Origin of the sequence: Bacillus cereus (genome assembly GCF_002561295.1) — a bacterium.
In the GTDB taxonomy this organism is placed as follows: Bacteria; Bacillota; Bacilli; order Bacillales; family Bacillaceae_G; genus Bacillus_A; species Bacillus_A cereus_S.
This window is the reverse complement of record NZ_NTUG01000021.1, coordinates 87,231-101,155: the sequence shown is the minus strand read 5'-3', so window position 1 is coordinate 101,155 and position 13,925 is coordinate 87,231. Positions and strand designations below refer to the sequence as shown.

Here is a 13,925-nt window from a genome sequence, read left to right as displayed (position 1 = left end):
GGGAATTTAAAGGGACATGAATCGATAAAGAAAAAGGGTCTATCTACTCTAGGGGGAAGAGAAAAGCCCTTTTTTATTTATTTTATATTAACGGATAGTAGACTAAACCGACTTAATCAATAATTAGCGGGAAATGAGGGCTCTTATTGGTTAGTAATTTACTCTATTAGTATTATTAAATGTAAATAAAAGGATGTATAAATACCATCAATATTTTCTTTTTATTGGAAAAATTGACGATATTTACATCGTATGATATCATGTTAAATTGTGATTTTAATTCATAATATTAAGATGAAATATAAAAGAGGAGGGAAAATATGGATGCAATAAGCGGTAGAAAAAGTCATTTTCGCTTAAAAAATTTAGGTTGGCTTAATCTCTACTTCCTTATATTAATTGTATTTTCGTTTTTAATACGTATATATTTAGCTTCAAACCTACCAGGGTTTCTTGGTGATCAAGCTTATTTTATTAATTGGATGGAAACTGTTGGGAAATATGGGCTGGCTGACGTTTATGCACACGGTGATGCCGTAAATTATCCACCATTCTTTTTAGCACTTTTAGGTATATATGGAAAAGTGCTAGCTGCTTTAAATTTACAAGTAGTACCTGGTGACGTGTTAAGCCGCTTACTACCTATTTTATTTGATATGGTAGCTATAATTATTTTTGCTATAGCTTCTAAAAAAATAAACAATCCTTTTATAAGAGCGATATTGGTAACATTTTTGGCGTTAAATCCTGCGATATTACTGGATGGGGCTATTTGGGGTCAAATAGACATGTTGCATGGTATATTAATGGTTTGTTCAATATTACTACTGGTGTCTAATCCGTTATTATCTGGGAGTATTTTTGCTATAGCATTACTAGCAAAATTTCAATCTATTGTAATTGCTCCTGTTTTTGCTATATATTTTCTAAAAATAATATGGGAAAAATGGGAATTTAAGCAACTGTTTAAATATATACTTGGATTTTGTATACCGCTCATAATAATTGGGACTTATTTTGCAGTTCATGGTACATTGTATGCTATGTTAGAACACGGATATTTAAGTGCAGTAGGAACTTTCCCAACCGTAACTTTAAATGCAATGAATATTTGGTATTATATAATTGGAACTACACCTGATGTCAGTGACTCAGTTATTATCTTGCCACATTTAAGTTTAAAGAGAGTTGGAGTATTAATTCTGGCTGTAGCAGTACTTTTAGCATGGATGTATGTTTTCTTTAACCGTAAAAACAGTACAGCGGTGTTATTGAAAGCTGCAACATTTATATGTTTTGCATTCTATATGTTACCTACTCAAATGCATGAGAGATATAGTTTCCCAACGATAGTTTTTGTGATATTTGTATTATTATATGATGTGAAATGGACAGGTATAGCCCTTGGATTAACCTTTGCAATCTCTTTAAATCTAATGTACGTTCTTTATTCACGTGAAAATAATATGGCAATGTTCATAGCAACATTAAACTGTTTTGTATTTTATTCTATGGGTAAAGCGTTATTAAAAGAGTATAGTGATAAAATAGAATCTTTAGTGGCCACATATAATAAAGAATAATTTTGTTGTATATTACAGTAAAATCGTATGTCCTAAATATAGAAGTTATTTCATAATGTGGAAATAGGTTGCTGAAAGAGAGGCTGTTCAACATGATTATGTGTTGAATGGCCTTTTGTTTCATTGCTAGTAGCATTAATAGCTTTAATGAAGTTCAATAAGCTTTTTGTGGGCGTTTTTTCGGTATGTATTTTTTATATTAAATGTACATAAAAAATATAAATCAATATAATATCTTAAAATAATAGTATTTGTATAATCGTGGGTAAGACTTACGCTTCCTTGCCTTCTTTATTTTATGGATGAGGAATACCAAAAGCTTACCGGACATGGATTTATGTTTTAGTAATTTCAATTTTATAGTTTTGCTACTGTGTGTTTTAAATATCGAGTACGGTAACGGGTGTCGGAAGAGGAGCGGAGAATCTGAATGGATTCTCTTTTTTGGTGCGCTCAGCATTTGTTTATTCTCTAATGTTCAAGGCTTAAATCGTGAAGATAATAGTAGTATTTAGATTGAGGAACAGATTTTTATTTATCCCGCATTAACGGGCAGTAAGACTTCCACCTCAAGATTCAGAGAGAAACGCGGTCCAGCTCTAGTGGCTAGAATCTCCGGTCTTTTTGCCCCCTCGGACGAGGCAAAAAGTGCCTCTCTGTCGAGGGCGTGGGCGTCCTGCGATTCTGAGCGAGCCGCTTCGGCTTTCCTAAGGAAGGTAGGTGGGGGATCAACTGCCTGTAAAAGCCCGATTGGTGAGGGCTAATAATCAGTGGGGATGGAGAAACCCCACTGATTAAAGTTTCACTTTATTCGTCACCTGGAACTGTAGGGTGATTTGAGAGGCTGGGGGTTAATTATATTCCCTTATGCAACTTCTTATTTAATAATGAACAGAGATTTCGATTGGAAGAATAATTTCGGTATAATGAGGTGTAGATAAGGACCAATATAATATTTAGATTATGGTTAAATAATAAATGAATTAAAATATATAACAAAATGAGGTTAGTATATGAACGGACAAAATTTTAAAGAGTATGCATTGAGTGGAGAAATTATAAGAGCACTTACGAGTTTAAAATATGAACAGCCAACGGAAGTACAAGGAAAGGTCATTCCCATTGCATTAGAAAGGAAAGACCTTGTCGTGAAATCACAAACCGGAAGTGGGAAGACGGCTTCTTTTGGTATCCCGCTCTGTGAAATGGTTGAGTGGGAAGAAAATAAGCCACAAGCATTAATTCTTACACCAACAAGGGAGCTTGCTGCCCAAGTGAAAGAGGATATCACGAATATAGGGAGATTTAAACGGATTAAGGCAACAGCCATCTATGGAAAATCACCATTTGCACGCCAAAAATTAGAATTAAAGCAAAAAACACATATTGTTGTTGGAACCCCTGGTCGTGTGTTAGATCATATTGAAAAAGGAACTTTTTCTTTAGAGCGTCTAAAATATTTAGTGATCGATGAAGCAGATGAGATGTTAAATATGGGATTTATCGATCAAGTAGAAGCAATTATTGATGAATTACCTACAAACCGGATGACAATGCTATTTTCTGCAACATTACCAGAGGATGTTGAAAATTTATCACGTACCTATATGGAATCACCGATCAATATTGAAATAACAGCATCTGGCATTACGACAGATAAAATTGAACATAGGATTTTAGAGGTAAGAGAAGAAGAGAAGTTTTCGCTTCTGAAAGATATAACTACTGTTGAAAGTCCAGATAGCTGTATTATTTTCTGTCGTACACAAGAAAATGTAGACCATGTATTTAGACAATTGAAACGTTCTAGCTATCCATGTGATAAACTTCATGGTGGTATGATACAAGAAGATCGCTTTGCGGTAATGAATGATTTCAAACGAGGGAAATTCCGTTATTTAGTCGCGACAGATGTGGCAGCAAGAGGAATTGATATTGAGAATATTACCCATGTCATTAACTATGATATTCCATTAGAAAAAGAAAGTTATGTACATCGGACAGGAAGAACCGGCCGCGCTGGTAATAGTGGAAAAGCAATTACATTTATAACGCCATATGAAGAGAGATTCTTGGCAGAAATTGAAGAATATATTGGTTTTGAAATTCAAAAAATAGAAGCTCCGTCAAAAGAGAGTGTTGTAAAGAAAAAAGCAGCATTTGAAGAGAAAATAAACAGTAAACCGATTATGAAAAAAGAGAAAAGTGCAGGATTAAATAAGGGTATTATGAAGTTGTACTTTAATGGTGGAAAGAAAAAGAAAATTCGAGCAGTAGATTTCGTTGGCACAATTGCCAAAATCAAAGGTGTCACAGCGGATGATATAGGGATTATTACGATACAAGATAATGTTTCTTATGTTGATATATTAAATGGTAAAGGTCCACTTGTTTTAAAAGTAATGAAGAATACGACTATAAAAGGTAAACAGTTAAAAGTTCATGAGGCGATTAAATAAAGAGAACTACCCACCCTAACAGGTGGGTAGTTCTTTACGGTTAAGATTCTTTCAAATCATCAACTAACTTTTCAGCTAAACGTCTATACATATTGCTCATTGTTACAAATGAGGTTAGTAATAAAATTTTCCCTAACTCTTTATCTTTAAATGAAGATGCAGCTTGTACTTCAGTCACCCGATTATCTACATCCTTCTTAAAATTCTCCACATTTGTTTCTGTTAGTTCAAGATAATTTTTGTAGAAAGTTTCCAATTCAAAAGCATCATCGTTTATAAGTCTCTCATTGAGGTTCGCTAAAGAACTTTTAATATCATTAATAGAGAGAGCCCCTTTTAATTGATAAATTAAACTAATTAAAATCATATGCTCTTTTGAGTATTTTTTGTTTTTGATAGGGATGAATAGCTTTCCTTTTGCGTAGTTATTAATCATCGTTTTTGTAAGTACTTTTTCATCTTCTGTTCTTGTTGTATCGCCATAATTATTTTCAAATAGTTGAACAACTTGATCTACATATAAATCTACATTAGGAATATCTTCAAGCATAATGTTTTTTTCTAAATGTAAAGTTTCAAGTAAGTTTTTTATGTTTTCCATATAAACCCTCACCTTTGTAGGAATGATATATACTGCTTCTTTAAATATGGTATTACGAATTAAATGAATTGTAAATGTTGACCTTTATATCGATTGTGTATATAATTACATGTAGTTATAGAAACTACATGTGATTATATAAGGAGTTGTTAAAATGAATGTTTATGTAAGAGAACCGGTTAATGCGTTTACCCACTTAGGGGGTGCCATTTTATCATTTATTGCCTTATTAGCTATGCTTGTAAAAGTTTCTGTAAAAATGCCATCTATTTCTACAATTTCAGCAGTTATTCTATTTGGATTAGGGATGATGATTCTTTATATAGCTTCGGCCGTGTATCACAGTGTTGTAGCAAGTGAACGTGTTATTTATTTCTTTAGAAAACTGGATCATTCGATGATTTTTATCTTGATTGCAGGCACATATGCACCTTTTTGTTTAATTACATTAGAAGCTACAAATGGTTTGTTATTATTTGTTCTTGTTTATGCAATAGCTGTGTGTGGTGTTGTTTTTAAAATGTTTTGGTTTAATTGTCCAAGGTGGTTATCAACAGCAATTTATCTGATGATGGGCTGGTTAATCGTTCTATTCTTCCCATCACTATTAGAGAATCTAAGTATAGAGGGTATTGTGTTCTTAGTGCTTGGTGGTTTTTTTTATACGATTGGTGGATTTATTTACGGAGCAAAACCAAAATGGTTAGAATTTAAATATATGGGGCATCATGAAATCTTTCATATTTTCGTGTTATTAGGTAGTCTTTCTCACTTTGTATGTGTATATTGTTACGTAATTTAGTTAAAACAATATTCTATTTATGGCGATATTCACGAATAATAAGATTGGCCCTTGCTGATTAAAGTTTCATTGTATGTAAAAGTTACACCCACATATGGGGAGTTATGTAGTCTTTTTAATTAGGAAGTAGGGGGCGGCAAAATTAGAATCAATCTAAAGGAGGATGATTCTAATTTTGCTTCATTACAAGATGGGATGAGGGATATACCCTTGATGAACTCGAACGAGTTGTTTATGATATACTGTCTCACTTTCTTGACCTGTAGCTGAAGATAGGCTGCGCCCAAAGCAATTTGTAATAATATTAGAATGGTCTAAGTGAGTGATGCGAATTTCATAAAAATGAATGCTGTCATCTAAATTTGCAGATAGCACGACTAAGTTTTCACTATCAAGATGATAGGGAAAGCTTACTTTTTGTTTTTCTCCAACTAGAATTGGTAGTTGTACTGGATTAGAATGATTGGACCAATCCCATATCTCGACATGAATATAATGTGCATAATTTCTATCCAAGTTTACAATATTTACTTGAATAGAATCTGTTTGTGATTCACGTGTTAATACACCCGTTGAATGGATTACCTGTTTAGGCATATAATCTCTCCTTTTATGAAAACTAGATGTTGATTTATAGTATTGTATGCTAGAAGTTAGTAGAATGAGATAGGTCAAATGAGCAATTCTACTTTTTATAAAGTGAAACTTTAATCAGTGGGGTCTTACTGCCCGTTAATGCGAGATAAAAATAGGGTATAATTTTATTTTTGATCGTTATTACAGTACTTGTATCATCTTTAGAGTAAGTTTATAATCAGTTGGCAAGGATAAAATGAATTGAAAACGCTTTAATGTGCGTGTTAATCAATTCATATTTTGGACTGTTTTATTTTTTGAGGTAGGAGGTCTGACGTATTATTTTGTAGAAAACACTGTTGTACGTTACGAATGTAGTGTTTTGTTATTTGTAATGTATTCAGTTCTAAATAAGAAGAAAGATATTATTAGTATGATTTTATGGTATGAGGAGGTTAGGGTGTGAAAAACTATGGTTTTCACACGAACATATATGGGTTATGTTGGATTATTACTTTCAGGTGCAGCGCTATTTTTAAATAGCCTTGTTATATTAGGGAAAGCAGAAGAAAAAAGCGCGGGTGTTTTTAATTTATTTGTAGGGGTGCTACAAATTGTAATTCCGTTTTATCTTATTATGATTTCCGATCAAAGCAATTGGACTGTGTATTCATATGCAGCCACTTTCTTATTTGGCTTAACTTATTTGTATGTAGGTATCACATTTATTACAGGAATAAGTGGAAATGGACTAGGATGGTTTTGTTTATGGGTAGCCATTGTTGCATTATTCTATATGGTCGTATCGTTTGTTCAATTTAACGATATCGTTAATGCACTGACTTGGTTTATGTGGGCACTTCTTTGGTATTTATTCTTTGTATTAAATGTACAAAAAAAGAATATAAACCAATATCTTGGAAGGATAGCATTTGTACAATCATGGGTAACACTTACAATTCCTTCGCTTCTTTATTTTATGGGAATATGGGGAACACCGGCGGTATATCAGGCATGTGTTTATATGTCAGTACTTTCTATTTTATATTTTTGTTACTGCATTTTTAAGTATCGAGTACGATAATTGTTTTAATTCGAAGAACAGAGAATCTGTATGTAGATTCTCTGTTTTTTTATATAATTAATAAGGGAAATAATCATAAGTTCAGTCATCATGAAAAACTATAATAATTAGGGAATGATGAATATGAAAAAGATATTGATATTTGGCGGAACAAGGTTTTTTGGAAAACGCTTAGTAGAAAGTCTTCTAGAAGCTGGACATGATGTAACAATTGCAACACGTGGGCTTACAGTGGATCCGTTTGGTAGTACTGTTAAAAGAGCCGTTGTAGACCGGGAAGATGAAGGACAACTCCAAAAAATATTAGAGGGAGAAAGCTATGACGTTGTGTATGACAATCTTTGCTACAGTCCGAATGCAGCAAAGATTATATGCAAGGTACTTCATAATAAGGTGAAGAGATATATTGTTACATCTTCAATGGCTGTATATGAGCCATCATTATCTTTAAAAGAATCTGATTTCAATCCATATGAGTATCCGATTGTTTATGGGGAAAGGAAAGACTTTTCTTATAGTGAAGGGAAAAGACTAGTGGAGTCTGTGTTGTTTCAACATGCAACATTCCCTGTTATTGCAGTTCGCTTTCCAGTTGTCATTGGTGAAAATGATTATACAAAGAGATTGTGGTTTTATGTTGAAAATATTATAAAGAGGAAGCCATTTGAGGTAGAAGATATAGAAGGAGACATGTCTTTTATACATGAAAAGGAGGCAGGAAGGTTTTTAGCCTGGCTTAGTTCAATAGATGTAAGTGGCCCAATGAATGCATGTAATAGTGGGGTTATCTCTATGAGAGAAGTTATTGATTTTGTAGAAGAAAATACAGGGATGGAAGCTTATATTGAAGCTAAAGGAGAAAACATAGCCCCGTATAATGGAATAACAAATTGTACGCTAGATAATACGAGAGCTAGGGAGCTAGGGTTTCAGTTTAGAGAATTAAAGCTAGATATACATAATATATTGAAAAATTATATTGAAGTAATTTGATGGTTATTTATAAAATCCCCCAGTGGCAATCTGGGGGATTTTGGAGGATTTCAACGATACTACTTTTACATTACCAAATTTACCTTATTCGTATAATTAATGCTTTTGTAATTGAATTACTTGTAAATACTTTTCATTTACTTGATCCCAGTTAACCTTCTTTTCTTGAAAAAGTTGCGCTAAGTAAAAATATTTCACCTAACTCAAAATTACACCTATTTTTTCCGTGAGTCAACAATAAAATATATAATTCTGTCAATTTTCCGGAAGGATAAGTTGTAATGAAGGGACCATATAAATTCTTGCTATGAATAACAAAAGGGGGCCTGAACTTTTTCTCTCTCTTTGTTTTAACTCGGCATGGGAGAAGGGGGGATGTCGATCTTTAAATTTGGATTTATGTAAGCCCTCTTTTTCAGGTTTGTTACTACACCCCTTTTTGTTATACTGTAAAGTAGTAGTGTCGTGGTGAAATAGAAGGAGATTGTTTATGAGTAAAATGAAAGAATTAATAGATGAAGCAAGTAAGTTTATTACGACTTGTTATGAAGAGCTAGGTAAAAAGAAGCAAATAGCAGAACGGCTTGCTCAAATTGCATCGGAAATAGAAGAAACAGGAACATATGAACATACTTTTGAAGAACTTGTCCATGGTGCACGGATGGCCTGGAGAAATAGTAATCGATGTATTGGAAGATTGTTTTGGAATAAAATGCACATATTAGATGCCCGGGAAGTAAATGATGAGAAAGGCGTATATAACGCACTGATTCATCATATTCAATATGCAACGAACGACGGTAAAATTAAACCGACTATCACAATCTTCAAGCAGTATAATGGTGAACAAAACAGCATCAGAATTTATAATCATCAGTTGATTCGTTATGCGGGATATGAAACAGAAATGGGAGTGATTGGTGACTCTCATTCAGTTCTATTTACAGCGTTTTGCCAGAAACTTGGGTGGAATGGAGAAGGTACAAACTTTGATGTATTGCCACTTGTATTTTCTGTGGATGGACGAGAACCTGTGTATAAGGAAATTCCTCAAGAAGAGGTAAAGGAAGTAAATATTGAGCATCCGGAATATCCATTTTCATCACTTGAGATGAAATGGTATGGCGTACCAATGATTTCAGATATGCGTTTGGAAATTGGCGGGATTTCTTATACAGCTGCTCCCTTTAACGGCTGGTATATGGGAACAGAAATTGGTGCCCGTAATTTAGCAGATCAGGATCGTTATAATTTACTTCCAGCTGTGGCAGAAATCATGAATTTGGATACAACTAGAAATAGTACGCTATGGAAAGATAAAGCATTAGTAGAGTTAAATATAGCTGTTTTACATTCTTTCAAGAAGAATGGAGTAAGTATTGTTGATCACCATACAGCAGCGCAGCAATTTGCACAGTTTGAGAAGCAAGAAGCTGCTTGTGGACGCGTTGTGACTGGAAACTGGGTATGGCTCATTCCGCCATTATCACCGGCTGCAACTCATATTTATCACAAGCCTTATCCGAATACGATTTTAACTCCAAATTTCTTTCATAGATAATAAAAAAGCATTGAAATAAGAAATTTCAATGCTTTTTCTTTGATTAAGCTTAGTCGAGTACTTTCCCTTTTGTTTCTGGAACACACACTAGCATTGTAATAAGTCCAATTGGATAGATGATAAAGATAAGTGATAAAGCTCCAAGTAAATTGCCACCTGTAGCAAGCAATCCGATAATTACTGGTCCAAATCCTGCTAAACCGCGTCCGGTACCAAAAATGAAATTTTCAGCTGTAGAACGTGCTTCCGCTGGATAGTTTTCAGCTAAAATTGCTCCAAATCCGCCCATCATACCATTTGCGAAGAAACCGAGTAGAGCGCTTCCCCATAATAATAATGTTGCATCTGTGAATAAGAAGAAGTAAATCAAGCAATATATCGTACCACCGATATAATAAATTGCAAAAGTTTTGCGGCGTCCAATTTTATCAGCTAAAATTCCAAATGTTGCAATCCCAATTAGCATTCCAATTGTGGAAATAAACATCCAACCGCTTGCTTTCGCTAATGTGTAGTTATATTTGTTGGCTAAAATTGTTGGCATCCATGTAAAAATACCATAATATCCAAAGTTTTGGATGAATGACATAATAATAAGTCCAATTGTTGTGATTGTTACTTTTTTATTTGAAAATAATTTTCGAAGTGGGAACTTCTTCATATGATTTAGCTGCTCAGCTTCATTAGCTGTCAGGGTTCCTTCTGCTTCTTTTCGTAGTAATTCTTTCTTATATTCCTGTTTTTGCTGCCATACCTTTGGTTCACTTAAACTTTTACGAACATAAATGGCTAGTAGGGCTGGGATTAGGCCGAATAAGAAAACAGCTCTCCAACCAAAGTGTGGAACGATAAAGGCTGGAAGTAATGAAGCAACTAATACGCCAAACTGCCATCCAAGTGCGACAACAGAAGTTGCTTTGGCACGCATTTCTTTCGACCATGTTTCAGTTACAATAGCCATTCCAATTCCAAATTCACCACCAACACCCATACCTACTAGAAAGCGAAGAATTAATAATTGCCAATAATCTGTTGCGAAATAAATCAGAGCGGTTGCTAGTGAGAATAATAAAATGGTAAAGGCCATTGTTCGAATGCGGCCAAATAAATCAGCGATAAATCCAAATAAGTATGAACCAATTAACATACCAATTGTTGTTGCAAGTGTAAGGTTTCCGCCTTCTACTGGTGATAAGTTAAATTCCTTTAAAATATATACAAGTACGAAAGATAGGAGCAGCATATCCAATCCTTCCGCTGCATATCCTAGCGCAGAGCCAAGTAAGGTCTTATATCGTTTTGCTTTTGTCTCTTCTATTACTTGCTGTGCTTCACCTGTGATGTTCATCATTACTCCCCCTTATTTGTTATACAGTCACTATGGAAGAATAATAAAAGGCCTTCTCACCTAGTATTGTGAGAAGGCCAAAAAAGCATACGTGTTCCTGTAAAAGGATATACACGTATCTATATTCCGACTTCCTTCTCAACCTCACGGGGCTGTGTTAAAGGACTGTAATTATATTACTTTAGTTTTAGCATTCTTAGTCGTTATTGTCAAATGAATAATATGGGTTATTTTAAATGTTCTATATTATACAATTACATGAAATACATAGTATTTTTCTTGACGATACCTTCATTATTTTTCGATAATAAAACTAATTAAACAAAAAAGGATGAATTACAAATGCTAGATTTAGTGCTTATGATGATTGAACGTGTCGGGTTAATTGTTATATTAGGTTTTTTACTTTCACATATTAAAACATTTAGACGTCTCCTTCATAAACAAGGAGGATACAAAGATAGGTTTATGCTTATTTGTATTTTTTCCGTATTTACAATTGTAAGCAATTACACAGGAATTGAAATTGCCGGGAATACAATTATGAATGAAAATTGGCTACAAGGTGTCTCGTCATCGAGTACAATTGCCAATACGCGTATTATGGGGGTTGGGATTAGCGGACTATTAGGTGGACCAATTATTGGGATAGGCGTTGGGTCAATTGCTGGTATTCATCGTTATATGCTTGGAGGAACGACGGCTCTGAGCTGTGCGATTTCGTCTATTTTAGCAGGGATTATTACCGGTTATATTGGTTACATTTTTCAAAAGTATAATCGTACCATTACACCTAAGTTTTCTGCTATTTTAAGTGTTTTTATTGTATCTCTAGAAATGGTGATGATTCTGTTTATTGTAGAAGATGGGGTTAGCATCGTAAAAACAATTGCAATACCGATGATTCTTGTGAATAGCTTAGGTAGTTTTATTTTACTTTCTATGATACAAGCCATTTTGCGCCAAGAAGAAAATGCGAAGGCTTTACAAACCCACAAAGTACTTCGGATTGCTGATAAGACATTACCTTATTTTCGTCAAGGCTTAACAGAGGAATCTTGTAAGCATGTGGCACAAATTATCCATCGTTTTACGGGGACGGATGCGGTATCCTTAACAGATACAGAAAAAATATTAGCCCATGTTGGATTAGCATCAGATCACCATATCCCTTCACATAGCTTAATTACAGGGTTATCAAAACAAGTACTACAAACAGGGAAAATAATGAAAGCGAAATCACGGGAAATTATTAATTGTCAACATGAAGGGTGCCCCTTACAAGCGGCGGTAGTCATTCCTTTAACATCACATGGAAATACAATCGGGACATTAAAGCTTTATTTTAAAAACCCAAATCGATTGAGTCGTGTGGAGGAAGAATTGGCAGAAGGGTTAGCAAAAATATTTTCAACACAGCTTGAGTTAGGAGAGGCTGAACTGCAAAGTAAGTTACTTCAAGACGCAGAGATCAAAGCGTTACAAGCACAAATTAATCCTCATTTTCTATTTAATGCGATTAATACAGTATCAGCGTTATGCCGAACAGATGTAGAAAAAGCAAGGAAGCTTTTATTACAACTTAGTGTGTATTTTCGTTGTAATTTACAAGGAGCACGTCAGTTACTGATTCCATTAGAGCAGGAACTGAATCATGTACATGCCTATCTATCATTAGAACAAGCGAGGTTCCCAAATAAATATGAAGTGAAAACGTACATTGAGGAAGGATTACATAAGGTTTTACTTCCACCATTCGTACTACAATTATTAGTGGAAAATGCACTTAGACATGCATTTCCAAAGAAACAACCAATTTGCCAAGTAGAAGTTCATGTATATGCCAAGGAAGACATGATTTACTTTAAGATAAAGGATAATGGACAAGGAATTGAACAAGGGCGTTTAGAAAAGTTAGGGAAGTCTGTGGTCTCATCTAAAAAAGGGACAGGGACAGCGTTATATAATATTAATCAACGGTTAATAGGATTGTTTGGGAAAGATACAATACTTCATATTAAGAGTGAAGCGGAGATAGGGACAGAAATTTCCTTTGCAATACCGATTCAAAATATAGGGGAGGAAGAAGGTAGTGTTAAAGGTATTAGTAGTTGATGATGAAATGTTAGCACGAGATGAATTGAAATATTTATTACAGCGTACGAAAGAAGTTTCCGTAATTGATGAAGCTGATTGCGTGGAAGATGCATTAGAAAAGTTAATGGGGAACAAGCCAGACCTTGTCTTTTTAGATATTCAGCTTTCAGATGATAGTGGCTTTGAAATTGCAAATATATTAAAGAAAATGAAAAATCCACCGGCCATTGTTTTTGCAACGGCGTATGATCAATATGCGCTTCAGGCGTTTGAGGTGGATGCGCTAGATTATATTTTAAAGCCGTTTGATGAAGAGCGGATTTTACAGACATTAAAAAAGTATAAGAAGCGTCAGCAAAGTGAAACAGAGAAAAAGCCAGATATGAAAGTTTCAGATGTCACGACAGAGATGCATAAGCTGGCATTACCAATAGAAGAGTCCATTGTACTTGTGAATATTGAAGACATTGTTTATGTAGGACTTGTGGACGGGAGAGTAACTGTAAAGACGATTAAAGAGACATATGTAACTCATGATACACTTGTTATTTTAGAAAAGAAGTTACCACAAATGACTTTTATGCGTGTTCATCGTGGTTTTATTGTGAATATCAATCATATTTCAGAAGTACAGCCGTGGTTTAATTCTACGTATAACTTAACTATGAAAGATAATTCGAAAGTACCAGTAAGTCGCACATATGCAAAGGAACTCAAAAAGCTGCTTCGTATTTAAGAAGCGGCTTTTGCATTTCATCCAGCCATTTTTGTAACTGATTACATATATTTGACATTCTGTATTGTAAGCGCTTACTTAATCG

General features: G+C 34.3%; 11 protein-coding genes. 8 read left to right on the top strand and 3 right to left on the bottom strand.

What is annotated here, in order from left to right; all coding sequences use genetic code 11:
• Positions 1 to 320 precede the first annotated feature (320 nt).
• Together CN373_RS14490 and CN373_RS14480 are read left to right on the top strand one after the other, a co-directional pair.
• Positions 321 to 1,583, top strand: a complete 1,263-nt coding sequence (locus CN373_RS14490) for a hypothetical protein (protein WP_098359581.1) — start codon at positions 321 to 323, stop codon at positions 1,581 to 1,583.
• A gap of 1,013 nt (positions 1,584 to 2,596) precedes the next feature.
• Positions 2,597 to 4,042 carry a DEAD/DEAH box helicase gene (locus CN373_RS14480; protein WP_098359580.1) on the top strand — a complete coding sequence of 482 codons (1,446 nt, stop codon included), beginning with the start codon at positions 2,597 to 2,599 and terminating at the stop codon, positions 4,040 to 4,042.
• Between the two features lie 40 nt (positions 4,043 to 4,082).
• Here the strand turns inward: CN373_RS14480 and CN373_RS14475 are convergent, their stop codons facing one another.
• Positions 4,083 to 4,643, bottom strand: a complete 561-nt coding sequence (locus tag CN373_RS14475; RefSeq protein WP_098359579.1) for a DUF1836 domain-containing protein — start codon at positions 4,641 to 4,643, stop codon at positions 4,083 to 4,085.
• A gap of 154 nt (positions 4,644 to 4,797) precedes the next feature.
• Here CN373_RS14475 and trhA point away from each other — a divergent pair, with 154 nt between their 5' ends.
• Positions 4,798 to 5,445: a PAQR family membrane homeostasis protein TrhA gene (trhA, locus tag CN373_RS14470; RefSeq protein ID WP_001103893.1), complete on the top strand. Its 648-nt coding sequence runs from the start codon at positions 4,798 to 4,800 to the stop codon at positions 5,443 to 5,445.
• A 183-nt stretch (positions 5,446 to 5,628) separates the two neighbouring features.
• On the opposite strand, the gene CN373_RS14465 is transcribed toward trhA, so the two are convergent.
• The gene (locus tag CN373_RS14465; protein WP_001126051.1) at positions 5,629 to 6,042 is read right to left on the bottom strand and encodes a hypothetical protein; all 414 of its coding nucleotides are present in this window, start codon (positions 6,040 to 6,042) and stop codon (positions 5,629 to 5,631) included.
• Positions 6,043 to 6,514: 472 nt separating this feature from the next.
• Here CN373_RS14465 and CN373_RS14460 point away from each other — a divergent pair, with 472 nt between their 5' ends.
• The 3 genes from CN373_RS14460 (at position 6,515) to CN373_RS14450 (ending at position 9,659) form a co-directional block, all read left to right on the top strand.
• The gene (locus tag CN373_RS14460) at positions 6,515 to 7,105 is read left to right on the top strand and encodes an AmiS/UreI family transporter (protein ID WP_002058627.1); all 591 of its coding nucleotides are present in this window, start codon (positions 6,515 to 6,517) and stop codon (positions 7,103 to 7,105) included.
• Positions 7,106 to 7,228: 123 nt separating this feature from the next.
• Entirely contained in the window at positions 7,229 to 8,098 is an 870-nt protein-coding gene (locus CN373_RS14455; protein WP_098359578.1) for an NAD-dependent epimerase/dehydratase family protein, read from the top strand.
• A gap of 490 nt (positions 8,099 to 8,588) precedes the next feature.
• A complete protein-coding gene (locus CN373_RS14450; RefSeq protein ID WP_000041399.1) occupies positions 8,589 to 9,659 on the top strand; it encodes a nitric oxide synthase oxygenase in 1,071 nt (356 codons plus the stop codon).
• A 49-nt stretch (positions 9,660 to 9,708) separates the two neighbouring features.
• Here the strand turns inward: CN373_RS14450 and CN373_RS14445 are convergent, their stop codons facing one another.
• Positions 9,709 to 11,007 (bottom strand): MFS transporter, encoded by a 1,299-nt coding sequence (locus CN373_RS14445; RefSeq protein WP_001027763.1) that lies wholly within the window; start codon positions 11,005 to 11,007, stop codon positions 9,709 to 9,711.
• A gap of 342 nt (positions 11,008 to 11,349) precedes the next feature.
• On the opposite strand from CN373_RS14445, the gene CN373_RS14440 reads away from it, so the two are divergent.
• Both CN373_RS14440 and CN373_RS14435 read left to right on the top strand, forming a co-directional pair.
• Positions 11,350 to 13,122, top strand: a complete 1,773-nt coding sequence (locus CN373_RS14440) for a sensor histidine kinase (RefSeq protein WP_098359577.1) — start codon at positions 11,350 to 11,352, stop codon at positions 13,120 to 13,122.
• Positions 13,100 to 13,840, top strand: coding sequence for a LytR/AlgR family response regulator transcription factor (locus CN373_RS14435; RefSeq protein ID WP_000921851.1), 741 nt, complete (start codon positions 13,100 to 13,102; stop codon positions 13,838 to 13,840). The genes CN373_RS14440 and CN373_RS14435 overlap by 23 nt, the downstream gene beginning before the upstream one ends.
• The last annotated feature ends 85 nt before the right edge of the window (positions 13,841 to 13,925 follow it).

Bases quoted from the DNA above. Each gene is read 5' to 3' on its own strand.
- CN373_RS14455 (WP_098359578.1), top strand. From the start codon at position 7,229: ATGAAAAAGATATTGATATTTGGCGGAACAAGGTTTTTTGGAAAACGC.
- CN373_RS14480 (WP_098359580.1), top strand. From the start codon at position 2,597: ATGAACGGACAAAATTTTAAAGAGTATGCATTGAGTGGAGAAATTATA.
- CN373_RS14460 (WP_002058627.1), top strand. From the start codon at position 6,515: ATGGGTTATGTTGGATTATTACTTTCAGGTGCAGCGCTATTTTTAAAT.
- CN373_RS14490 (WP_098359581.1), top strand. From the start codon at position 321: ATGGATGCAATAAGCGGTAGAAAAAGTCATTTTCGCTTAAAAAATTTA.
- CN373_RS14440 (WP_098359577.1), top strand. From the start codon at position 11,350: ATGCTAGATTTAGTGCTTATGATGATTGAACGTGTCGGGTTAATTGTT.
- CN373_RS14450 (WP_000041399.1), top strand. From the start codon at position 8,589: ATGAGTAAAATGAAAGAATTAATAGATGAAGCAAGTAAGTTTATTACG.
- CN373_RS14475 (WP_098359579.1), bottom strand. From the start codon at position 4,643: ATGGAAAACATAAAAAACTTACTTGAAACTTTACATTTAGAAAAAAAC.
- CN373_RS14465 (WP_001126051.1), bottom strand. From the start codon at position 6,042: ATGCCTAAACAGGTAATCCATTCAACGGGTGTATTAACACGTGAATCA.
- trhA (WP_001103893.1), top strand. From the start codon at position 4,798: ATGAATGTTTATGTAAGAGAACCGGTTAATGCGTTTACCCACTTAGGG.
- CN373_RS14445 (WP_001027763.1), bottom strand. From the start codon at position 11,007: ATGAACATCACAGGTGAAGCACAGCAAGTAATAGAAGAGACAAAAGCA.